Origin of the sequence: Enterobacter cloacae complex sp. P18RS (genome assembly GCF_014982105.1) — a bacterium.
GTDB lineage: Bacteria > Pseudomonadota > Gammaproteobacteria > Enterobacterales > Enterobacteriaceae > Enterobacter > Enterobacter hormaechei_C.
In genome coordinates this window covers 134256-157170 of the sequence record NZ_JADCKV010000011.1, presented here as the reverse complement: position 1 = coordinate 157170, position 22915 = coordinate 134256, and the positions used below count along the sequence as shown (strand labels likewise).

General features: G+C 61.1%; 22 protein-coding genes. 14 read left to right on the top strand and 8 right to left on the bottom strand.

Features of this window, described 5'->3' with window-relative positions:
• Window positions 1-81: 81 nt before the first annotated feature.
• Genes fepC through fepD form a run of 3 tightly spaced genes read right to left on the bottom strand, consistent with a single transcriptional unit; the run spans window position 82 to window position 2866 of the window.
• Complete coding sequence (gene fepC, locus INF61_RS08530; RefSeq protein ID WP_193547694.1) at window positions 82-876, bottom strand: iron-enterobactin ABC transporter ATP-binding protein; 795 nt, start codon at window positions 874-876, stop codon at window positions 82-84.
• Window positions 873-1862 carry an iron-enterobactin ABC transporter permease gene (gene fepG, locus INF61_RS08525; protein WP_074133898.1) on the bottom strand — a complete coding sequence of 330 codons (990 nt, stop codon included), beginning with the start codon at window positions 1860-1862 and terminating at the stop codon, window positions 873-875. The genes fepC and fepG overlap by 4 nt, the downstream gene beginning before the upstream one ends.
• Window positions 1862-2866 (bottom strand): Fe(3+)-siderophore ABC transporter permease, encoded by a 1005-nt coding sequence (gene fepD, locus INF61_RS08520; RefSeq protein ID WP_058700508.1) that lies wholly within the window; start codon window positions 2864-2866, stop codon window positions 1862-1864. Before fepD ends, fepG begins: the two co-directional genes overlap by 1 nt.
• Before the next feature lie 109 nt (window positions 2867-2975).
• Here fepD and entS point away from each other — a divergent pair, with 109 nt between their 5' ends.
• Window positions 2976-4202: an enterobactin transporter EntS gene (gene entS, locus INF61_RS08515; protein ID WP_017382514.1), complete on the top strand. Its 1227-nt coding sequence runs from the start codon at window positions 2976-2978 to the stop codon at window positions 4200-4202.
• A gap of 77 nt (window positions 4203-4279) precedes the next feature.
• On the opposite strand, the gene fepB is transcribed toward entS, so the two are convergent.
• Window positions 4280-5239 carry a Fe2+-enterobactin ABC transporter substrate-binding protein gene (fepB, locus tag INF61_RS08510; protein ID WP_032103091.1) on the bottom strand — a complete coding sequence of 320 codons (960 nt, stop codon included), beginning with the start codon at window positions 5237-5239 and terminating at the stop codon, window positions 4280-4282.
• A 187-nt stretch (window positions 5240-5426) separates the two neighbouring features.
• Between fepB and entC the strand changes: the two genes are divergently transcribed.
• The 7 genes from entC to INF61_RS08475 all read left to right on the top strand — a co-directional run bounded on the left by entC (window position 5427) and on the right by INF61_RS08475 (window position 12765).
• Window positions 5427-6602: an isochorismate synthase EntC gene (entC, locus tag INF61_RS08505; protein ID WP_017382512.1), complete on the top strand. Its 1176-nt coding sequence runs from the start codon at window positions 5427-5429 to the stop codon at window positions 6600-6602.
• A gap of 9 nt (window positions 6603-6611) precedes the next feature.
• Complete coding sequence (gene entE, locus INF61_RS08500; RefSeq protein ID WP_193547693.1) at window positions 6612-8222, top strand: (2,3-dihydroxybenzoyl)adenylate synthase EntE; 1611 nt, start codon at window positions 6612-6614, stop codon at window positions 8220-8222.
• A 10-nt stretch (window positions 8223-8232) separates the two neighbouring features.
• Window positions 8233-9087, top strand: coding sequence for an isochorismatase (locus INF61_RS08495; RefSeq protein WP_015571175.1), 855 nt, complete (start codon window positions 8233-8235; stop codon window positions 9085-9087).
• The gene (gene entA / locus INF61_RS08490) at window positions 9087-9839 is read left to right on the top strand and encodes a 2,3-dihydro-2,3-dihydroxybenzoate dehydrogenase EntA (RefSeq protein ID WP_045344545.1); all 753 of its coding nucleotides are present in this window, start codon (window positions 9087-9089) and stop codon (window positions 9837-9839) included. Before INF61_RS08495 ends, entA begins: the two co-directional genes overlap by 1 nt.
• Entirely contained in the window at window positions 9839-10252 is a 414-nt protein-coding gene (gene entH / locus INF61_RS08485; protein WP_015571173.1) for a proofreading thioesterase EntH, read from the top strand. The genes entA and entH overlap by 1 nt, the downstream gene beginning before the upstream one ends.
• A gap of 149 nt (window positions 10253-10401) precedes the next feature.
• Window positions 10402-12507 carry a pyruvate/proton symporter CstA gene (gene cstA, locus INF61_RS08480; protein WP_015571172.1) on the top strand — a complete coding sequence of 702 codons (2106 nt, stop codon included), beginning with the start codon at window positions 10402-10404 and terminating at the stop codon, window positions 12505-12507.
• Window positions 12508-12567: 60 nt separating this feature from the next.
• Entirely contained in the window at window positions 12568-12765 is a 198-nt protein-coding gene (locus tag INF61_RS08475; RefSeq protein ID WP_063412114.1) for a YbdD/YjiX family protein, read from the top strand.
• On the opposite strand, the gene INF61_RS08470 is transcribed toward INF61_RS08475, so the two are convergent.
• The 3 genes from INF61_RS08470 to INF61_RS08460 form a co-directional block, all read right to left on the bottom strand.
• Window positions 12762-13166, bottom strand: coding sequence for a helix-turn-helix transcriptional regulator (locus INF61_RS08470; RefSeq protein WP_193547692.1), 405 nt, complete (start codon window positions 13164-13166; stop codon window positions 12762-12764). The genes INF61_RS08475 and INF61_RS08470 overlap by 4 nt on opposite strands.
• On the bottom strand, window positions 13138-13443 hold the full coding sequence (locus INF61_RS08465) for a type II toxin-antitoxin system RelE/ParE family toxin (protein WP_058685699.1): 306 nt from the start codon (window positions 13441-13443) through the stop codon (window positions 13138-13140). The genes INF61_RS08470 and INF61_RS08465 overlap by 29 nt, the downstream gene beginning before the upstream one ends.
• Before the next feature lie 357 nt (window positions 13444-13800).
• Window positions 13801-14889 carry an oxidoreductase gene (locus tag INF61_RS08460; RefSeq protein ID WP_193547691.1) on the bottom strand — a complete coding sequence of 363 codons (1089 nt, stop codon included), beginning with the start codon at window positions 14887-14889 and terminating at the stop codon, window positions 13801-13803.
• 159 nt (window positions 14890-15048) lie between these two features.
• Here INF61_RS08460 and INF61_RS08455 point away from each other — a divergent pair, with 159 nt between their 5' ends.
• The 4 genes from INF61_RS08455 to INF61_RS08440 all read left to right on the top strand — a co-directional run bounded on the left by INF61_RS08455 (window position 15049) and on the right by INF61_RS08440 (window position 19952).
• Entirely contained in the window at window positions 15049-16551 is a 1503-nt protein-coding gene (locus INF61_RS08455; RefSeq protein ID WP_023296101.1) for a sugar ABC transporter ATP-binding protein, read from the top strand.
• The gene (locus INF61_RS08450; RefSeq protein WP_032103096.1) at window positions 16548-17543 is read left to right on the top strand and encodes an ABC transporter permease; all 996 of its coding nucleotides are present in this window, start codon (window positions 16548-16550) and stop codon (window positions 17541-17543) included. Before INF61_RS08455 ends, INF61_RS08450 begins: the two co-directional genes overlap by 4 nt.
• Window positions 17544-17562: 19 nt before the next feature.
• Window positions 17563-18627 (top strand): sugar ABC transporter substrate-binding protein, encoded by a 1065-nt coding sequence (locus tag INF61_RS08445; protein ID WP_032103097.1) that lies wholly within the window; start codon window positions 17563-17565, stop codon window positions 18625-18627.
• Between the two features lie 83 nt (window positions 18628-18710).
• Window positions 18711-19952: an LVIVD repeat-containing protein gene (locus INF61_RS08440; protein WP_193547690.1), complete on the top strand. Its 1242-nt coding sequence runs from the start codon at window positions 18711-18713 to the stop codon at window positions 19950-19952.
• Window positions 19953-20039: 87 nt separating this feature from the next.
• Here INF61_RS08440 and mtnK read toward each other — a convergent pair whose 3' ends face one another.
• On the bottom strand, window positions 20040-21239 hold the full coding sequence (gene mtnK / locus INF61_RS08435; RefSeq protein WP_047717950.1) for an S-methyl-5-thioribose kinase: 1200 nt from the start codon (window positions 21237-21239) through the stop codon (window positions 20040-20042).
• Between the two features lie 102 nt (window positions 21240-21341).
• On the opposite strand from mtnK, the gene mtnA reads away from it, so the two are divergent.
• Complete coding sequence (gene mtnA, locus INF61_RS08430; RefSeq protein WP_017382501.1) at window positions 21342-22358, top strand: S-methyl-5-thioribose-1-phosphate isomerase; 1017 nt, start codon at window positions 21342-21344, stop codon at window positions 22356-22358.
• A 42-nt stretch (window positions 22359-22400) separates the two neighbouring features.
• Window positions 22401-22880, top strand: coding sequence for an SRPBCC family protein (locus INF61_RS08425; protein ID WP_017382500.1), 480 nt, complete (start codon window positions 22401-22403; stop codon window positions 22878-22880).
• The last annotated feature ends 35 nt before the right edge of the window (window positions 22881-22915 follow it).

Below are 22915 nucleotides of genomic sequence, written 5' to 3'. Positions count from 1 at the left end.
GCAAATGCCCGGTGGCGCTGCGCTTACCGGGCCTACGGGAGCGAAATGTAGGCCGGGTAAGGCGTAGCCGCCATCCGGCAATTACCGCCGACCCAACGGCACCACCAACGGCGTACCCGCCACCGGATCGTCAATAATCATGCAGCGCATGCCGTAGATCCGCGCGATCAGATCCGGCGTCACAATCTCTTTCGGCGCGCCCAGCGCCACAATCTCGCCGTCGCGCAGCGCAATCAAATGCGTAGCGTAGCGGCACGCCTGGTTTAAATCGTGCAGCACCGCTGCCAGGGTGTAGCCCTGCGTGCGGTTCAGTTCGCTCAGCAGCTCCAGCAGGTCAATCTGATGGCTGATATCCAGCCAGGTCGTCGGCTCGTCCAGCAGCATGATGGAGGTCTCCTGCGCCAGCACCATCGCGATCCACGCGCGCTGGCGCTGTCCGCCGGAGAGGGTATCGACGCTTTGCTGGGCCAGATCGGTGATGCCCGTCGCCTGCATCGCGCGCTTCACGGCCTCGTCGTCCTCCTTGCGCCAGCGGGTAAACAGCGGCTGGTGCGGATAGCGCCCGCGGGAGACCAGCTCCTGCACGGTAATATCCCCCGGCGTGGTGGCGTTTTGCGCCAGCAGCCCAATTCGGCGCGCCACCTCTTTGCTGGCGAAGCGCTGGATCTGCTCCCCGTCGAGGAACACGCTGCCCTCAACCGGCGACATCAGGCGGCTCAGCGTGCGCAGCAATGTCGATTTGCCGCAGCCGTTTGGCCCGATAATGGCGGTGAAGTGGCCGTCCGGAATGGCAACGGATAAGTCCCGGGCAATGATTTTTTTACCGTAGCCGAGGGTCAAGTTTTCGCCGCGCAAGCGGGGTGTTGAATCTGTCATTTCTTGCGTGACTCCTGAACGAGCAAGACGATGAGGTAAATCCCGCCGAGGCTGACGGTCACCACGCCCACCGGCAGTTGATAAGGCGTAAACAGCTGCTGAGCGCAGAGATCGGCGGCCAGCAGTAATACTGCGCCGCACAGCGCTGCCTGGGTTAATCCCCAGCGCGCGGTGCCGCTAAGTCGCCGCGCGATATGCGGCGCGACAAGGGCAATAAACGAGATCGGCCCGGCGATGGCGGTAGACGCTGCGGTCAGCAAGACCGCCACCAGCATCAGCATCAGGCGCGAGCGCTCTACGCTCACGCCCAGCGCGCAGGCGCTGTCGTCGCCCATCTCCAGCAGGCGCATGCGCCTGACCAGCAGCAACGCGCCAATAAACATCAGGATAATCAGCGGCGCGGCGGGCCAGGTTTTTCCCCACGTCAGACCGTTGAGGGAACCGGCGTACCACAGCCCGGCGGAGAGTGCGGTTTCCAGCGACGCCTGTAGCAGAAGCCAGGTGTTAAACGCCATCAGCATCGCGCGGATGCCGATCCCGATGATGATCAGGCGGAAGGTGTCGATGCCGTTGCGCCAGGCCAGGGCCCAGATAAGCAGGGAGGTGAGAATGCCGCCCGCCATCGCCGTAAAGGTAATGGCCGTGAGATGCTGCCCGAACAGCACCATCGCCACCAGCACGCCGCTCCACGCGCCGGTATTCAGGCCCATCACGTCCGGGCTGCCGAGGGGGTTACGCATCAGCGACTGGAATATCGCGCCGCTGACGCCAAGCGCCGCGCCAACCAGGATCGCCATCGCCACGCGCGGCAGTCGCCATTCGGTGACCACCATGGTGATGTTACGCGGCGCGCTGCCGGTGAGAGCATGAAAGACCTGCGCGAAATCAAGCGTTACGGCACCGCTTTGCAGGCTCCAGACCGCCAGCAGCAGACTGGCGACGACCAGCAGGGCGACGCTGGTGAGTAATCGACGGGACGGGGCCATCATGCGCCACCCCCGCGTCTGCGTCGTACCAGGAAGATCAGCACCGGCGCGCCGATAAAGGCGCTGACCACCGAGACGCGCAATTCACCCGGCACCAGCAGGCGGCCCAGTACGTCGGCAAACAGCAGCAGGGCAGGGGTCGCCAGCAGCGTGACCGGCAGCGACCAGCGGTGATCCGCCCCCACCAGCCAGCGCGCCATGTGCGGCATCATCAGGCCGATGAAGGCAATCGGCCCGACGACGGCGGTCGCGCTGCCGCACAGCACGGTGATGACAAGCAGGCCCGTCAGCTGCGTGCGCGCCACGCGGTTGCCGAGGGCGGTCGCGGTGTCGCTGCCGAGGCTCAGGCTGTTGAGCGCCCGGCTTAAACACAGCGCTACGGCGGCAGCGATAAACACCGGGAATGCCACCACTTTCAGGGTATCAAGGGTACGGATATCCAGCGAACCGGCCTGCCAGAAGCGCAGCTGGTCATACACGTCCGGGTTGAGCAGGGCGATGCCGTTCGATAAGCCTTCCAGCACCGCCGCGAGCGCCACGCCCGCCAGTGTCAGACGTACCGGGCTGAGCTGTCCGCCGCCCTGGCTGCCGGTAAAGGCCACCACCAGCGAGGCGGCCAGCGCGCCGCAGAAGGCCATCACCAGCTGTTCAGACGGAGAGGTGAAACCAAACAGCGCCGCGCCGAGCACAATGGCGAAACTGGCACCAGAGTTCACGCCGAGAATGCCAGGGTCCGCCAGCGGGTTGCGGGTGAGGGTTTGCATCAGGGCACCGGCAAGCCCGAGTGCGCCACCGGCCAGCAGGCCGGCAAGGGTGCGGGGCAGGCGGGCGTCGAGCACGATAATGCAGTCGGCGCTCTGGCAGGTACCGGAGAGCGCATCGACAATAACGGACGCGGGCAGCGGCTTCGCGCCAACCAGCAAACTGAGTGCAATCGCAAGGATCAACAGCAGCAATAAAACGGGCACGGCTACGGCGCGCACCGCGGAAGAGGAAAACGACATAGCAACGTCCATGATGTGATAATGATAGTAATTATCGTTATCTATCTTATTTGGCTATGTTAGCATGTGCGCCCATGGAAATGGTAGACCGATACCTCAAGGCCTTGTCATGAATCAAAAATCCTGGCTGCTCAACCTCAGCCTGCTGAAAACGCACCCGGCGTTTCGAGCGGTTTTTATCGCCCGCTTTATCTCCATTTTATCCCTCGGCCTGCTCGGGGTCGCCGTGCCGGTACAGATCCAGACCATGACCCACTCCAGCTGGCTGGTGGGGTTATCCGTCACCTTAACCGGCGGGGCGATGTTTATCGGCCTGATGGTGGGCGGCGTGCTGGCGGACCGCTACGAGCGTAAAAAACTGATCCTGCTGGCGCGCGGCACCTGCGGGGTGGGCTTTGTCGGGCTGTGTCTGAACGCAATGCTGCCGGAGCCGTCGCTGATGGCGATTTATGCCCTGGGCCTGTGGGACGGCTTTTTTGCCTCGTTAGGCGTGACGGCGCTGCTGGCGGCCACGCCCGCGCTGGTCGGGCGCGAGAACCTGATGCAGGCGGGGGCGATCACCATGCTCACCGTGCGTCTGGGATCGGTGATTTCGCCGATGGTCGGCGGCCTGCTGCTGGCGACCGGCAACGTGGCGTGGAACTACGGCCTTGCCGCGGCGGGAACCTTTATCACCACCCTGACGCTGCTGCGTCTGCCGCTCCTGCCACCGCCGCCGCAGCCGCGCGAGCATCCGCTGAAGTCCCTGATGGCCGCGATTCGTTTTCTGTTCAGCAACCCGCTGATTGGCGGCATTGCGCTGCTCGGCGGCCTGCTGACGATGGCGAGCGCCGTGCGCGTGTTGTACCCGGCGCTGGCGGGCGAGTGGCAGATGAGCGCCTCAGAGATTGGCGTGCTGTACGCCGCCATTCCGCTCGGCGCCGCGTGCGGGGCGCTGACCAGCGGAAACCTGGCGCAGAGCGCGAGACCGGGGTTAATCATGCTGGTGGCGACGCTGGCCTCGTTTATCGCGATTGGTTTCTTCAGCCTGATGCCGGTGTGGGCGCTGGGGGTGATGTGTCTGGTGATTTTTGGCTGGCTGAGCGCGGTCAGCTCGCTTTTACAGTACACCCTGATCCAGACCCAGACGCCGGAAGGGATGCTCGGGCGCATTAATGGCCTGTGGACGGCGCAGAACGTCACGGGCGATGCGATTGGCGCAGCGATCCTCGGCGGGCTGGGGGCGATAATGACCCCGGTGGCGTCGGCGAGCAGCAGCGGGTTTGTGTTAGCCGTGGTTGGCGTAATTTTATTGGCGGTTTTGGTGGAGTTGCGTCGGTTCAGGCAGAACCTGTAGGTCGGGTAAGGCGTAGCCGCCACCCGACAAAACGCCCGGTGGCGCTGCGCTTACCGGGCCTACGGGAAACGTGCCACTTATTTAAAAATTGAATTCAAACGCTGCAACACCAACAACGCGCTGTAATAATCCAGGCGGAACGTCTCCGTTCCCAGCGCCCAGACGCGCTTGTTCTTGACCGACGGCAGATGCGCCAGCAGCGGATTGGCGTAAATCGCGTCCACGTCTTTCTGGTCGCCGGCAAACACGAACAGCCCTTCGCCGTTCAGCCCCGTCGCCAGGTTTTCCCCGCCCAGCTGAATAATGTCGTGACGCTTGCCCTGGCTTTGCGAGGTGTGCAATCCATCAGGTAACGCTGCCAGCGTGAAGCCCAGCTGGTGCAGCAGCTTGCCCTGAGCCGAGTCTGTCGTCCACAGGTTCGCCGTGTGCGCCGCGGCGGTGTAGACGATGGCGTTCACCGGCTGCGGCGGCAGCTTCATCTGCTGCTTCACCTGGGCGAGCTGTTTATCGAAGGCAGCGATGCGCTCTGCGGCCTGTGTTTCCTGCCCGGTGATCGTCCCCAGCTGGGTCAGCAGTTCCTGCCAGCTTTTGTCGTCGTAGTTAATGATAAGCGTCGGGGCGATGGCGGAAAGCTGATCGTAGAGTGCCAGCGCGGAATCCCCGCCGGTGGCGCTGATCAAAATCAGGTCCGGCATCTGGGCCGCGACGGCTTCGGCGCTCGGCTCGCCGATGTACAGCCGGGCAACCTTACGCTGTTTCGCGATATCGCCCCACTGACGTAAAAAGCCCTGTGCATCCGCCACGCGGTTGTTTGGCGTGGTGGCTCCGCTGGCAATAACCGGGGCGTCAATGGCCAGCAGGGAGCCGGTTAGGGTCACGCTGGTGGAGACAATGCGCGTCGGTTTGCTCTCAAGCGTATGAACGCCGCGGCTGTCTGTGACCTGACGCGGCCAGTCGGCGGCCGTCGCTGAGGTTAGTCCTAAAACAAAAAGTCCTGTTAAAAGAAAGGCATTACGGCAAACGGCAGGGAGTTTCACAGAGCGGCATCCTGTTTTTGTTGAAGTTAATGCTTCTCATTTTCATGATTGCGGGGAAGGGATGCAAGCGTTAGTCGCACAAGTTGTTTGCTCTGCGGTTGACACCAGGGCGATGTGGGATTAGGTTAGCCGACGAAAATATAAATGATAATCATTATTACTGCTTTTATCATTTTAGGAGGATGATATGGATACGTCATTGGCTGAGGACCTTCAGCACACCGCGACCACGCTGCAATCAGACAGCTTTTTCTTTATGTCGCCCTATCGCAGTTTTACCACGTCAGGCTGTTTTGCCCGTTTTTCTGAACCCGCCGTCGGCGGTGACGATCCGGCGGGCCCCTTTCAGCAGAAATTAGCTCAGGCTTTCCAGAATGCGAAAAACAGCGGCATTGCCCATCCGGTGATGGTAGGGGCGATCCCCTTCGATACCCGCAAACCGTCATCGCTGTTTATTCCGCAACGCTGGCAAACCTTCTCTCGCCCGGCGCGTCAGCAGTCCGCACGCTACGCCTCCGGCGCGCAGACGCTGAATGTGCAACAACGCACCGAGATCCCGCCGCAGCCGGTTTTCGAGGAGATGGTCGCCCGCGCCGCGTCGCTCACCGCCACGCCGCAGGTGAATAAGGTGGTACTGTCGCGCCTGATTGATATCGCCACCGACAAACAGATTGATAGCAGCGCGCTGATGGAGCGTCTTATCGCCCAGAACCCGGCTAGCTTTAACTTCCACGTACCGCTGGAAGACGGCGGCGTGCTGCTGGGCGCCAGCCCGGAACTGCTGCTGCGTAAAGAGGGCGCGCACTTTAGCTCGCTGCCGCTGGCGGGCTCTGCGCGCCGTCAGCCGGACGATGTGCTGGATCGCGAAGCGGGCACTAAGCTGCTGGCCTCCGAAAAAGACCGTCACGAGCACGACCTGGTAACGCAGGCGATGAAAACCATTCTGGAACCGCGCAGCCATCATCTGACCATGCCGGCTTCCCCGCAGCTGATCACCACGCCGACCCTGTGGCATCTGGCGACGCCGGTAGAAGGTGACGCGCGTGAAAACGAGAACGCCCTGACGCTGGCCTGCCTGCTGCACCCGACGCCAGCGCTGAGCGGCTTCCCGCATCAGGCGGCAAAAGAGCTGATTGCCGAGCTGGAGCCGTTCGATCGTGAGCTGTTCGGCGGCATCGTCGGCTGGTGCGACAGCGAAGGTAACGGCGAGTGGGTGGTAACTATCCGCTGCGCGCGGCTGCATCAAAATACCGTTCGCCTGTTTGCCGGCGCGGGCATTGTGCCTGCTTCCTCCCCGGTGGGCGAGTGGCGCGAGACGGGCGTGAAGCTCTCCACCATGCTCAACGTGTTTGGTTTGCACTAAGGAATACTCATGACCATCTCTTTTACCCGCTGGCCTGAGGATTTTGCCCGCCGCTACCGTGAAAAAGGCTACTGGCAGGATCTGCCGCTGACCCACATCCTGACGGACCATGCGGACAACGATGCGGTCGCGATAATTGACGGCGATCGCCGCATCACCTACCGCGCGTTTAATCAGGCGGTGACGAATCTGGCGTCTGTCCTTCAGGCGCAGGGGCTGCATCGCGGCGAGACCGCGCTGGTGCAGCTCGGCAACGTGGCCGAGTTCTACATCACCTTCTTCGCGCTGCTGCAAATCGGCGTCGCACCGGTTAACGCGCTCTTTAGCCATCAGCGCAGCGAACTCAACGCCTACGCGGAGCAGATCAAACCCGCCGTGCTGATTGCCGATCGCGACCACACGCTGTTCGCGGGTGATGATTTTCTCAATACCTTTGTGGATGCGCATCGCTCGGTACGCGTTGTGCTGCTACGCGGCGATAAGGGCGAACACGCGCTGGAGGCGGCGATTGCACGCCCGGCGGACAATTTCATCCCGAACCCGACGCCCGCCGACGAAGTGGCGTTCTTCCAGCTCTCCGGCGGCAGCACCGGCACGCCGAAGCTGATCCCGCGTACGCACAACGACTACGACTACAGCATCCGTCGCAGCAACGAAATCTGTGGTATCACTGCGCACACCCGCTATCTGAACGCGCTTCCTGCGGCGCATAACTACGCCATGAGCTCGCCGGGATCGTTAGGCGTTTTCACGGCGGGCGGCTGCGTGGTGCTGGCTAACGATCCGAGCGCCACGCTCTGCTTCCCGCTGATTGAGCAGCATCAGATAAACGTCACCTCACTGGTGCCGCCCGCGGTCAGCCTGTGGTTGCAGGCGATTGCCGACGGCGCGGGGAACGCCCAGCTGAAATCCCTCGAACTGCTCCAGGTAGGCGGCGCACGTCTCTCCGCCACGCTTGCGGCACGTATTCCGGCGGAAATTGGCTGCCAGCTTCAGCAGGTGTTTGGCATGGCGGAAGGGCTGGTGAACTACACCGCCCTCGACGATGCGCCGGAGCGCATCATCAATACCCAGGGCCGCCCGATGTGCCCGGACGATGAAGTGTGGGTGGCGGACGAGGACGGCAACCCGCTGCCGCGCGGGGAAGTCGGGCGTCTGATGACGCGCGGCCCTTACACCTTCCGCGGCTATTTCAATAGCCCGGAACACAACGCCAGCGCCTTTGATGCCAACGGTTTCTACTGCTCGGGCGATCTGATCGCCATCGATGAGCAGGGTTACATCACCGTGCAGGGGCGCGAGAAAGATCAGATCAACCGCGGTGGCGAGAAGATCGCCGCCGAAGAGATCGAAAACCTGCTGCTGCGCCACGACGCGGTGATCCACGCCGCGCTGGTGAGCATGGAGGACAGCCTGCTGGGCGAAAAAAGCTGCGCGTACCTGGTGGTGAAACAGCCCCTGCGCGCGGTGGAGGTGCGCCGCTTCCTGCGCGAGCAGGGCGTCGCCGAATTTAAGCTGCCGGACCGCGTGGAGAGCGTGGATGCGCTTCCGCTCACGCCGGTCGGCAAAGTTGATAAGAAACAGTTGCGCCTGTGGCTTGCTGAACGCGCCCGGGGCTGAGGAACAGAGAATGGCCATTCCAAAATTAACCGCATACGCGCTGCCAACCGCCGCCGAACTGCCGACCAGTAAAGTGAACTGGGCGTTTGAACCGGAGCGCGCCGCGCTGCTGATCCACGATATGCAGGAGTACTTCCTGAACTTCTGGGGCGAAAATAGCGACATGATGCAGCAGGTAGTGGCGAACATCGCTAAACTGCGCGCGTACTGCAAAGAGCACAATATTCCGGTGTACTACACCGCGCAGCCGAAAGATCAGAGCGATGAAGACCGCGCCCTGCTGAACGATATGTGGGGGCCGGGCCTGACTCGCTCGCCGGAGCAGCAGCGCATCGTCGCTGAGCTGACCCCGGACGAAGCGGACACCGTGCTGGTGAAGTGGCGCTACAGCGCGTTTCACCGCTCGCCGCTGGAGCAGATGCTTAAAGAGACCGGGCGCAACCAGCTTTTGATCACCGGCGTGTACGCCCACATCGGCTGCATGACCACCGCCACCGACGCCTTTATGCGCGACATCAAACCGTTCTTTATCGCCGACGCGCTGGCGGATTTCACCCGCGACGAGCACCTGATGTCGCTGAAATACGTGGCAGGACGTTCGGGCCGCGTGGTGATGACCGACGAGCTGCTGCCGTCCGTTCCGACAACGAAAGCCGCGCTGCGTGAGCTGATCCTGCCGCTGCTGGACGAGTCCGACGAGCCGATGGATGACGAAAACCTGATCGACTACGGTCTGGATTCAGTGAGGATGATGGCGCTGGCCGCCCGCTGGCGCAAAGTGCACGGCGACATTGATTTCGTGATGCTGGCAAAAAATCCGACCCTCGATGCCTGGTGGGCGCTGCTCTCCCGCGAGGTGAAGTGATGGCTTTTGATTTCACCGGTAAAACGGTCTGGGTGACGGGCGCGGGTAAGGGCATTGGTTATGCGACCGCGCTGGCATTTGTGGAGGCCGGGGCGCAGGTGACCGGGTTCGATCTGGCTTTCCCTCACGGCGAATATCCGTTTGCCACCGAAACGCTGGACGTGGCGGATGCGGCGCAGGCGAGTGACGTCTGCGGGCATTTGCTCAGCAGCCTTGAGCGGCTCGATGTGCTGGTTAACGCGGCGGGCATTCTGCGTATGGGCGCGACGGATCAGCTCTCGCAGGAGGACTGGCAGCAGACCTTTGCGGTCAACGTCGGCGGCGCGTTCAACCTGTTCCAGCAGACGATGGGCCAGTTCCGTCATCAGCAGGGGGGGGCGATTGTGACGGTGGCCTCTGACGCGGCGCACACGCCGCGCATCGGCATGAGCGCCTACGGCGCGTCGAAAGCGGCGCTGAAAAGCCTGGCGCTGACCGTCGGGCTGGAGCTGGCGGGCAGCGGCGTACGCTGTAACCTGGTGTCGCCGGGTTCAACGGATACCGACATGCAGCGCACCCTGTGGACCAGCGATGATGCGGAACAGCGGCGCATTCGCGGCTTTGGTGAGCAGTTCAAGCTCGGCATTCCGCTCGGTAAAATTGCCCGTCCACAGGAGATTGCTGCGACCGTGCTGTTCCTGGCATCCGATGCCGCCAGCCATATCACCTTGCAGGATATCGTGGTGGACGGCGGCTCCACGCTGGGGGCGTAATGATCTGGAAACGTCATTTAACGCTCGAGGAGCTGAACGCCACCAGCCTGAATACGATGGTGGGGCACCTTGGCATCGTCTATACCCGCCTCGGGGACGATACGCTGGAAGCGGAGATGCCGGTGGATGCCCGCACCCACCAGCCGTTTGGCCTGCTGCATGGCGGCGCCTCGGCGGCGCTGGCGGAAACGCTGGGCTCAATGGCCGGTTTTCTGATGACCCGTGACGGGCAGAACGTGGTGGGCACGGAACTGAATGCCACGCACCACCGCGCGGTCTCTCACGGTAAGGTACGCGGCGTGTGTCAGCCGCTGCATCTGGGCCGTTCCAGCCAGAGCTGGGAGATCGTGGTGTTCGACGAGCAGGGGCGGCGGTGCTGTACCTGTCGGTTGAGTACGATGGTGTTGGGGTAAGTCATTCAGCTGAAAGTGATCGGCTTAACACTGTGGTGTAAATCTCTGGTTTGACCACGCATTATTGCGTTTCAAAGTTGTTAAATTTTATCCGTTGTTCTAGAAACAAAATGTAACATCTCACTGTTTCACAACAACGGACAACAACTATGAACAACTCAGGGAAATACCTTACGTGGGCGGTGCTCTCCGTGGTGGGAGCCTTTGCCCTGGGCTATATCGCCCTCAACCGGGGGGAGCAGATCAACGCGCTGTGGATCGTCGTCGCCTCCGTCTGCATTTATCTGATCGCATACCGTTTTTATGGCCGCTATATCGCGAAGACGGTACTGGGCGTAGACGGCACGCGCATGACGCCGGCCGTGCGTCATAACGACGGGCTGGACTACGTGCCGACCGATAAAAAAGTGCTGTTCGGTCACCATTTCGCGGCGATTGCCGGGGCAGGCCCGCTGGTGGGGCCGGTACTGGCCGCGCAGATGGGCTACCTGCCAGGGATGATCTGGATCCTTGCGGGGGTGGTGCTGGCGGGCGCGGTGCAGGACTTCATGGTGCTGTTCGTCTCCACCCGCCGCGACGGTCGTTCGCTGGGTGAGCTGGTGAAAGAGGAGATGGGCGCAACCGCCGGGGTGATTGCGCTGGTGGCGACCTTTATGATCATGGTGATCATCCTCGCGGTGCTGGCGATGATCGTGGTGAAAGCCTTGACCCACAGCCCGTGGGGAACCTATACCGTCGCCTTCACCATTCCGCTGGCGCTGTTTATGGGGATCTATATCCGCTATCTGCGTCCGGGGCGCATTGGTGAAGTTTCAGTTATTGGCCTGGTGTTCCTGGTGTTTGCCATTATCTCCGGCGGCTGGGTAGCGGAAAGCCCGACCTGGGCGCCGTTCTTCGACTTCACCGGCGTGCAGCTGACCTGGATGCTGGTGGGCTATGGCTTTGTGGCGGCGGTGCTGCCGGTGTGGCTGCTGCTGGCCCCGCGTGACTACCTCTCCACCTTCCTGAAAATCGGCACCATCGTCGGGCTGGCGATCGGCATTCTGATTATGCGCCCGACCCTGACCATGCCTGCGCTGACCAAATTTATTGACGGCACCGGCCCGGTCTGGACCGGTAACCTGTTCCCGTTCCTGTTTATCACCATCGCCTGTGGGGCGGTGTCGGGCTTCCACGCGCTGATCGCCTCCGGAACCACGCCGAAGATGCTGGCGAATGAAAATCAGGCCTGCCTGATTGGCTACGGCGGCATGCTGATGGAATCCTTCGTGGCGATTATGGCGCTGGTTTCGGCCTGTATTATTGACCCGGGCGTTTACTTTGCGATGAACAGCCCAATGGCGGTACTGGCCCCGGCCGGCACCGTTGACGTGGTTGCCTCTGCCGCGCAGGTGGTCAGCGGCTGGGGCTTTGCGATTACCCCTGAAACGTTGACGCATATCGCTAATGAGGTCGGCGAGCAGTCAATTATCTCCCGCGCAGGCGGGGCACCAACGCTGGCGGTGGGCATGGCCTACATTCTGCACGGCGCACTGGGCGGGCTGATGGATGTCTCGTTCTGGTATCACTTCGCCATTCTGTTCGAGGCGCTGTTTATTCTGACGGCGGTGGATGCCGGTACGCGTGCGGCGCGCTTTATGTTGCAGGATCTGCTGGGGGTGATCTCCCCGAACCTGAAGCGTACCGATTCACTCCCGGCTAACCTGCTGGCGACGGCGCTGTGCGTGCTGGCGTGGGGCTACTTCCTGCATCAGGGCGTGGTCGACCCGCTGGGCGGGATTAACACCCTGTGGCCGCTGTTCGGTATCGCCAACCAGATGCTGGCGGGCATGGCCCTGATGCTCTGTGCCGTAGTCCTGTTCAAGATGAAGCGCCAGCGTTACGCATGGGTGGCGCTGGTGCCAACGGCGTGGCTGCTGATCTGTACCCTGACCGCGGGCTGGCAGAAAGCCTTCAGCCCGGACAATAAGGTGGGCTTCCTGGCGATCGCCAACAAGTTCCAGGCGATGATCGACAGCGGTAAGATCCCGGCACAGTACACCGAATCTCAACTGTCGCAGCTGGTGTTTAACAACCGTCTGGACGCCGGGCTGACCATCTTCTTTATGGTGGTGGTTGTGGTGCTGGCGTTGTATTCTCTGAAAACCGCGCTGGCGGCGTTGAAAGTCGACAAACCGACGGCGAAAGAGACGCCGTATGAGCCAATGCCTGAGAACCTGGACGAGATTGTCACCCAGGCGAAAGGGGCGCATTAACCCGTGTGCCGGGTGGCGGCTTCGCCTTACCCGGCCTACATTTCCTGTGAGATCAGAACTATGTTCGACACCCTTTCCAAAGCAGGTAAATACATGGGCCAGGCCGCTAAAATGATGATTGGCGTGCCGGATTACGACAACTACGTCGAGCATATGCGCGTCAACCACCCGGACCAGACGCCCATGACCTACGAAGAATTTTTCCGCGACCGTCAGGACGCCCGCTACGGCGGCAAGGGCGGGGCGAAGTGCTGTTAACCCTCTTTTGGTAAATAGAGGCTGATCTGCTCCTGTTTACAGCCGTAAATTGCCGCCAGCTTTTCGCGGGTGCGCTTTTGCGGTCGGGAGTCCAGCGCTTCCAGCTGTGACACGGCGGACTGGCTGATGCCAAGCTTCTCCGCCACCTCCTGCTGGGACATGCCGAGTAAAATGCGCCAGGCGGCCTGTAGGCTGACGTTTTGCCAGGTCATGATGCTGCATACTTCTCCGGGCAATTCCACGTCATCCAGACTATCGTGTTCGACTTCAATATCCTCCAGATCGTCGTCGGTTTCGTCGTCAATTTCTGACATTTGTAAGAGCATACGAAAATATTCGTGATAGGGAATAACGGCGTACTGCGTTTTCCCGTTATCGTCCTTGATTAGCTGAACAGCCATAGGTGGCACTCTCCTCATGCAGGTAAGTCGTTGAAGTTCTGCGCTTGACGGCCAAAACATAACAATGGTTATCAGGATTGTCCCGAAGCGTATAGACGATGCGGTAATCGCCTACGCGAAGCCGGAAATGATCTTCGGTCGCCGATATTTTTTTGATATCTGGCCGGGGAGCCGAGCGGTCATCCAGCTCAGAAAGCTTTACCTCAATGCGACGCTGATACCGCTCGTCAATTCTGGAAAATGCTTTTTTTGCACCATTGGACCAGACAATCTTCATCCGTACCTCCACTGTACGCCCACACAAAATATAAGGAAATAATAAGACTATTAGATAAATTCCGAATTTCTAATGGGGTACTGTAGAGCGGAGAAAAAACGGGTGAAAGCGGCAAAACGCGAATCGTCGAGGCGCCTCGAACAGGCCTCTGCCGGGCGACAGAGGCTTGCAGAAAAAGATGCGATCAGGCGTTCAAACCGCCGTCCACGTCCAGACCGGTGCCGGAAATTTGCCCCGCGGCCCCAGCCCACGACTGGCGCCGGTAACCAGCGCCTTTTTACCTGTTAAATCGATCTGCATGATGACCTCGTTGCAAGAGTGGAGAGAATCATCATTAGGTATAGCCCGTTGGCGCGATTAACGGCTGAAGGATTCCACCTTCGCAAACGCGGCGCGCAGCACCTCAGGCGTTAACGTCACCGGCAGATAGTGAATCGACTCCACCGGGCGCAGGGTGTGGGCAATGACCTTATCCAGCTCGTCGCGGTTGTGAATATCGACGTCCAGCTCGCGAAGCGTGGTCGGCAGATTGAAGCGCTGGTACGCCGCCACCAGCTGCGCCAGCACGTCGCCCTGACCGAGCAGGGCGCTCTGCACCAGAATGCCGTAGGCCACCTTGGTGCCGTGCAGGTATTTTTCCGTCTGCGGCAGCACGGTTAAGCCGTTGTGCACCGCGTGCGCCGCCGCCACGCGGGTATAGCGCTCACCCAGACCGCCGACCATTCCGCCTCCGGCAATAATCGCATCCACCACGTCCCGGAACGCCTGCGTCTGTTCGCCGCGCTGCTGATCCGCAAGCGCTTCTTCGCTGCGTGCCAGCAGCACGTCACGGATCGCCAGCGCACCGTTCAGGCCAAGACGCACGGTCAGCGGCAGACTCTCAGGTTGAGGGGCGAGCACCGCCGCTTCGTACCACTTCGCCAGCGTATCGCCGATGCCCGCCAGCAGATATTCCGCCGGGGCGTTAAGGATGATCTGCGGCTCCACCAGCACCAGAAAGTTGGCGTCGTCAAAAATCTCAAACTGTAGCGCCTGACCGGCATCGTTGTACCAGACGGAGAGCGGGGTCCACGCCGCGCAGGTGGCGGCGATAGTGGGAATGCCTACGAACGGCACGCCCAGACGACGCGCCACGGCCTTGACGGTATCCATTACCGCACCGCCGCCCACGCCAATCACCACGCTGGCTTCACTTCCCGACTCGTTCACCAGATGGGTGACGTCACGCTCGCTGCAATGGCCCTTAAACAGCAGATGTTTTGCCCCCGTCGCGTTAAAACTCTGCGGCAGATAAGGGCGTGCGCCCTCGATTGCCCGCTCGCCGTAGATCCACACCGCGCGGGAAAGCTGTTCCGGAGTAAAGAAATCATCCAGGTGGGCAAGGCTTCCCGGATGAGAGAAGTAGTTCGCCGGGCCGGGCACGACGCGGATATCGGTGTTGCTCATGAAGTTGTCCTTTTTTAGCAAGCGCTAACCCGATGTTATGTCTGGACATCCGGATGGCTAATAATATTTTGCTTTAACTTATGCCTTTTACGTCGTTGTCAGTCAACAAGAGCTGTGAAAAATTCGCTAAATCAGAAGAGTAATGAAGGATTTACGCGGATGGTTTCCAGTCGCCTTGAGATGCGCGGTATCAGCCTGGCCTTTTCCGGCTTTCAGGCCCTGTCGCGCGTGGATTTCACCCTGAACGGCGGGTCGGTGCATGCGCTGACCGGCGCCAATGGCGCGGGGAAATCGACGCTGATGGCGGTGCTGTGCGGGACGCACGATCGTTATGAAGGCGAAATCTGCATTAACAACCAGCCGGTAAGTATCCGCGAGCCGCTGGACGCCAAACGGCTGGGTATCCATCTTGTGCAGCAGGAGGTGGATGTGGCGCTCATCCCCGGGTTAAGCATTGCCGAAAACATCATGCTCGACCAGTTGGCGCATCCGGGGCACCGCTACAGCTGGCGCGCGGTTCGTCAGCAGGCGCGGCAGGCGCTGGCGCAGCTGGATGTTTCGCTCGACGTACGCCGCTCCATCGACAGTTGCACGCTGGCTGAAAAACAGCAGATTTTGCTGGCGCGGGCGCTGTCGCACCACTGCCGTTTTCTCATCCTTGATGAGCCCACCGCGCCGCTGGACGCGCACGAGAGTGAGCGTCTGTTTGCGGTAGTAAGACGTCTGCAACAGCAGGGTATCGGCGTGGTGTTTATCTCTCACCGCATTCACGAGCTGAAGGCCATCTGCGACACCCTGACGGTGCTGCGCGACGGCAGGCTGATTGAGTCCGGCCCGATGGCGGATCTGAGCGGCGAAGCGATTGTTGAGAAGATGCTCGGCCACGAGCTGAGCGATATCTATCCGCCCCCGCGCCCGCCGCACGGTGAGGAGACGCTGCTGCGGGTGGAAGGGCTGCACGACGATGCGCTGCTGAAAGATATCTCCCTGCACCTGCGCAAAGGTGAAATCCTTGGCATTGCCGGGCTGGCGGGGGCGGGGAAAACGGAACTCTGCAAGGCGCTGTTTGGCGCCAGCAAAAGCCGCGTCGCGCGCGGCGAGCTGAACCATCAGGCCTGGAAACCGCGCGATCCGGCAGACTCGGTACTGCGCGGTCTGGCGCTGGTGCCGGAGGAGCGGCGCAAAGAGGGCATTTTTATCGACGAGCCGGTGAGCATGAACCTTGCCGTGTGCGCCGATAACAGCTTCTCGCGCTGGAGCCTGTTTGGTCATCGTCAGGCGTGGCGCTGGGCAGAAGAGGTGATTGCCCGCGTCGGTGTGCGCACGCGCGGGCCGGGGCAGGTGCTGCGTCGGCTTTCCGGCGGTAACCAGCAGAAGGTCGCCATCGGCAAATGGCTGCGCAATGACGCCAGCGTGCTGATATTCGACGAGCCGACCAAAGGCGTGGATGTGAAGGCCAAAACCGATCTGTTTCAGCTGATCGACGGCCTGGCGCGCGAGGGCAAAGGGGTGATTTACGCCTCGGGCGAGTTCGCCGAGCTGGTCGGGCTGTGCGACCGCATCTGCGTGCTGTGGGACGGACGCATCGTGGCGGAAATCGCCGGAGCCGAGGCCCGGGAAGAGACACTACTTTATTATTCAACCGGAGGAACGGCGTCGTGAGCAAGGCCCTTTCAGTGAACGCGGCGGCGTCTGGCCGTCAGCAGATTTTCGATTTTCTCTACAGGTGGGGCATGCTGCTGACCGTCGTCGCGCTGGTGGCGGTGTTTGGCCTGGCGTCGGACAGCTTCCTCGATCCGAACAACATCATCAACATTCTGCGCTCGATTGCCATCGTGACGGTGATTGCCATCGGCGTCTCGATTTCGCTGACCGTCGGCGGGTTCGATCTCTCGGTGGGGTCAACCGCGTCGCTGGCGAACGCGCTGGTGATTTCGCTTTTCGTCTGGCACGGCTTCGGCACCACCGAGTCGATTCTGCTGACCCTTGCGCTCTGCACGCTGGTCGGCCTGTTTAACGCCTTTCTGATCGTCATCCTGCGCATTCCGGACATGCTCGCGACCCTTGCCAGCCTGTTTGTCATCCAGGGCGTGGCGATGACCTACAGCTACGGCGGGTCGATTACAGAGAACATGGTGCTGCCGAGCGGCGACATGGCGGAAGGGACCATTCCGGCGGCGTTCAGCCTGCTGGGGCAGGTGCCGACCATTGTGATCGTCATGCTGGTGGTGACGATTCTGGCGCAGTTGGGCCTGTCGCTGACCACCCACGGACGCCGGATGTACGCCATTGGCGGCAACCCGGAAGCCGCGCGTCTCTCCGGTATTCGCACCACGCGCTACAAGGTGGCGGCCTACGTGATCGCCTCGCTGCTGGCGGGACTGGGCGGAATTTTGCTGGCTTCGCGTATCGGTTCATCGCAGGTGAATGCGGGTGGCGGCTACCTGATGGATGCGGTGGCGGCGGCGTGGATCGGGTTCTCGCTGGCCGGGTCCGGCAAGCCGAACGCGCTGGGCACGCTGGTGGGGGCGGTGATCCTCGGCGTGCTGTCGAACGGGCTGGTGATGCTCTCCGTGCCGTATTATGCCATGGACATTATAAAAGGGCTGGTGCTCGCGATGGCACTGGCGATTACTTACATACAAAAACGCTGACAACACAACGGGATAATAAATGAAAAAGATTGCGCTCTCTTTGGTAGCTCTTGGATTACTCACTTCTTTGCCGGGCCTGGCGGCTACCCCCGCGCCGGTTCCGGCCGCCATTGCCAGCCATGACGGCCCCATTCGCATTGCGGTGATCCGCAACCTGGGCTCGGACGACAACACCACGCAGTTTGTTGCCGGGGCGATTCAGGAAGGGAAAAAGCTCGGCTTTAAGGTCAGCACGTTTTTAAGTAACGGGGACGACGCCAGATTCCAGGATTTCGTGAACCAGGCCATCAGCCAGAAATACGACGGGATTATTCTCTCTCAGGGGCGCGATCCGTACTCCACCGCGCTGGTAAAGAAGGCGGTGGATGCCGGGATTAAAGTTTCGGTGTTTGATACCGCCGTGAACGGCGAGATCCCGGGCGTAACCGTTACCCAGCAGGACGATGCCTCCCTGACCAACCTCTCTTTTGGTCAACTGGCGAAAGATTTCAACGGCAAGGCCAATATCGTCAAGCTGTGGGTCGCGGGCTTCCCGCCGATGGAGCGCCGTCAGGCGGCGTATAAAGAACTGCAAAAGCAGTATCCGGAGATTAAAGAGCTGGAGTCCATCGGCGCGGTCTCCTCTGACGTGCAGGGCGACACCGCCAACAAGGTGGGGGCGATCCTCGCGAAATACCCGAAAGGTAAAATCGACGCCATCTGGGGGACCTGGGATGCCTTCAGTCAGGGCGCGTATAAGGCGCTGAAAGAGAACGGCCGCACCGAGATCAAGCTCTACAGCATCGACATCTCCAACCAGGATCTCCAGCTGATGCGCGAGCCGGGTAGCCCGTGGAAGGTGAGCGTGGCGGTAGATCCGAAGCTGATTGGCGCGACCAACGTACGCCTGATCGCCAATAAGATTGCCGGAGAAGCGACGCCTGCCACCTACGATTTCAAGGCGGCGGCTATTCCGCAGGCGCTGCTGACCGCCCAGCCGGGCGCGGTGAACGTGGCGTCGCTGGGGAAAATCATTCCAGGCTGGGGCCAGACGGAAGATTTTATCGCGCCGTGGTTTGCGACGCTGGAAGCCAGGTCAAAATAATGCCCGGTGGCGCTTCGCTTACCGGGCCTACGGTGTTGTAGGCCGGATAAGGCGCAGCCGCCATCCGGCGAAAGGACTTATACATGTCTGCATTACCTCAACCCGAATACAGCCGCAATATGCGGCTGATTGGCCATAGCGACCAGGGCGGTCGTCCGGACGGTGTACAGCTGATGGTGCACCGTGGTTTCGCCTATATCGGTCATATGGTGTCGCAGGGCTTTTCCATTGTTGACGTGCGCGATCCGAAAAAACCAAAAGCCGCAGGTTACGTGCCCGCGCCGCCGGGTACCTGGAACGTACACCTCCAGGCGCACGACGATTTGCTGCTGGTGATCAACGCCCGGGATCTGTTTGCCGATGCGCGTTTTGCCGATGAGAAGGTCTACTACACCCGCCAGGTGGGGGAGACCGTCAGCGACGTGCAGGATAAAGTCTGGAGCGCCGGGCTTCGCGTCTTTGATATCTCCACGCCGGACAGGCCACGCGAAATCGGCTTTCTGTCGCTGAGTGGCATCGGCATTCACCGCATCTGGTACGTCGGCGGCCGCTGGGCCTACGTGTCAGCGCTGATCGACGGCTTTACCGATTACATCTTTCTGATCATCGATCTTGCGGACCCGCGTAAGCCTGAAGTCGCGGGGCGCTGGTGGCTGCCCGGGATGAACCAGGCCGAAGGTGAGAAGCCGGGCTGGCCGGAAGGCAAACGCTACGCGCTGCACCATGCGATTATTGCCGGCGACACCGCGTATGGCAGCTGGCGTGACGGCGGCCTGACGCTGCTGGACGTGAAGGACCGCACCCGGCCTAAGCTCATTAGCCACCGTAACTGGAGCCCGCCGTTTGGCGGTGGGACGCACACCGCGCTGCCGCTGCCGGATCGCGACCTGCTGGTGGTACTGGACGAGGCGGTGCTGGATAACCAGCAGGACGGCGAAAAGCTGATCTGGCTGTTTGATATCCGCGAGCCGTCGAATCCGGTAAGTATTGCCACCTTCCCGCAGCCGGATGAAATTGACTACGTGGCGAAAGGGGCGCATTTCGGCCCGCACAACCTGCACGAGAACCGGCCGGGAAGCTTCGTCAGCTCAACGCTGATCTTCGCGACGTACCAGAACGCGGGCGTGCGCGCGTATGACATTTCCAATCCGTATCGCCCGGTAGAAACGGGAGCGCTGGTGCCCGCGGCGCCGGAGAGGATGATGGATACGCGGCCCAACCGCCCGCAGGTGATCCAGTCGTGCGACGTGTTTGTGGATGCGCAGGGGATTATTTACAGCACGGACTATAACGGCGGGATGTCGGTGATTGAGTATCTGGGGTGAGTTTTTGCCGGGTGGCAGCTTCGCCTTACCCGGCCTACATTTTGCACCCGTAGGCCCGGTAAGCGCAGTGCCACCGGGCAAACGTTCTCAACTGTACTGCCGCACTCGCGCCACCAGCTCTTCCGCGCTGTCGATGCGGTCGGCAATGACAATCAGCGCTTTACCGAGGGATATTGCATGGCGGAGGCATTCGTGGCGCATGGCTTCATCCTGGATGGTATCGATATCCGCCACGTGTGAAAGCCCGACGCTGCGGCGAATCAGCTCGGTGCCGCAGAACCCGATGGCGTCATGCCAGACCTTTTTCAGGAACGCGGAGGCATAGCCCGGCGCGCTGAGTGCGGCGTCGCGGGCTTTCTCGTTTGCCAGCGCCTGGAAGCGCTCCGCGAAGGTGTTCCACAGTTCCTGAATATCGTTCAGGCGCTGCTCGCGCGCGGCGGCGGCATCGCGAATGCCGAGGTGCCCAGGCAGGCCGCAGAAGTTCAGCAGCAGGTTGCCGATGGCGGTGCCAACGTCAAAGCCAATCGGCCCAAAATAGCCGAACTCAGCGTCGATGGCCTTCAGGCTGCCGTCGGCCACAAAAATCGAACCGCTGTGAATGTCTCCGTGCAGCAGGGCTTCGGCGTGCGAGAAAAAGCGGTGCTTGAGGGAGGCCACGGCGATTTTAAGCTGGGCGTCGTCGCGCAGGGCGGCAACGTCGTTTTCCAGCTCGGCCGGGTAGCTGTTGCGCGCGTGGATCTGGTACGGATCGTTAAAGAACAGATCTTCGGTGATCTCGCACATCTCCGGGTTGATGAATTTCGCTACCCGCGCTTTTTTATCGTGCGGATGCAGATAAAAATCGCTGGTGTGGAACAGGGTGTGAGCCAGATATTCCCCCAGCTGACGCGCCGCCTGGGGGTAGTAAATGTTGTTAATCAGCTCGCCGCGCCAGATGCGATGGCTGGAGAGATCTTCCATCACCATCACCGCCAGTTCCGGGTCAAAGTGGTGGATTTTCACCGTGTGCTGCGGGCTGTGCTGGTAATGCTCGACCAGGGTTTGCGCTTCAAGACGGGCACGATCAAGCGTCAGCGGCCAGGATTCGCCGACGCAGCGTACATAGGGCAGCGCCTGCTTAACGACGATGCGGCTCACGCCCGCGCGGTCGAAAATTTTAAAGACCAGGTTGAGGTTGCCGTCGCCGATTTCCTGCGCCTCTACCAGCGATGAAGGATCGTCAAGTCCGCCAAACTGCCTGGCATACTCCACGGCGTCCTGAGCGGTAAAGGTACGGTATTGCGACATGGCCTGCTCCTCAGTTTTGCTAATTAAGACATGTAGACGTCTATACATCTGGATTTCATCCTGACACAATGTGCTACAACAACGCAACAGGGAATTAACGACATGCAGACATTACAGACGACCAGCCTGCGGGTGGCGGATAATCAGCTCTTTATTCTCGACCAGCAGGCGCTTCCACAGGAGAAACGCTGGCTGGATGCCTCGACGGTCGAGGCGCTGGTCGGGCACATCCACGCCCTGCGGGTGCGCGGCGCGCCGCTGATTGGACTCTCTGCAAGCCTGCTGCTGGCGCTGTTAGCGGAAAGCGGCAAAAGCCGCGACGAGCTGGCGGTGGCGCTGGAAACCCTGCGCGCCTCCCGCCCGACGGCGGTGAACCTGATGAATAACCTCGATCGCATGAAGATTGCGCTGTGGCAGGAAGATTATATTCCGGCGCTGGTGGCTGAAGCGCTGCGGCTGATTGACGAAGACAAACGGCTCTGTGACGCTATTGCCAGTGCGGGCAGCGCGCTGGTGAAGCCCGGCAGCCGTCTGCTGACCCACTGCAACACCGGCGGGCTGGCGACGGCGGGCGTCGGTACCGCGCTGGGGGTGATTGCTCGCGCGCATCAGGAAGGCAAGGTAAGCAACGTCTGGGTGGATGAAACCCGTCCGCTATTGCAGGGCGGCAGGCTGACCGCGTGGGAACTCGGCGAGCTGGGCGTACCGTATCAGCTGATTACCGACTCCATGGCCGCCAGCCTGATGGCAAAAGGGCAGGTGGACGCCGTGTGGGTGGGTGCAGACCGCATTGCCGCCAACGGCGACGTGGCGAACAAAATCGGCACCTATTCCCTGGCGGTGCTGGCGAAGTTTCACGGCATTCCGTTCTACGTCGCTGCCCCGCAAACGACCCTCGACCCGGACTGCCCGAACGGTGACGCAATCCCGATTGAGCAGCGCGCGGCCAGTGAAGTGACGGGCGTGGCGGGGAGCTTTGGCGCGGTGCAGTGGGCGCCGCAAGAGGCGCAGGTCTATAACCCGGCGTTTGACGTCACCCCCGCCTCGCTGATTAGCGGCTGGGTGCTGGATACAGGCGTGGTCACACCGGACGAGGTAGCGAAAGGGAAATTTGCCTGAGTCCGGCTATCCTTTAAGGGCGTTCCCTGAGAGGACAACATCGTGACGCTCGATCCTGACACAGACTTAAAACTGGAGCGCGTGGTGGATGCACCGCGCGACCTGCTGTGGCTCTGCTGGACCACGCCGGACCACATCAAAAACTTCTTCATCCCTGCACCGCATAAGGTGATCGACTGCGACCTCGATCTGCGCGTGGGTGGGCGGTTCAATACCATATTTGAGGTGGATGGGCAGCGGATGGATAACCGGGGCGTGTTTCTTGAAATCGACCCGGGGAACAAGCTGGTCTTTACCGACGGTTATACCGAGGGCTGGAAGCCTGCCGAAAAGCCGTTTATGACGGCGATCCTGCTGCTGGAGGACGTTGGGGAGGGCAAAACCCGCTACACGGCGATTGCGCGTCATCCGACGAAGGAAATCCGTGAGCAGCATGAGCAAATGGGCTTCCACGAGGGGTGGGGCGTGGTGCTGGATCAGCTGGTGGGGTATGTGAAGTCTCTTCAACCCCCTCTCCCTTGAGGGAGAGGGTTGGGGTGAGGGGGAGAAGGCGTTGA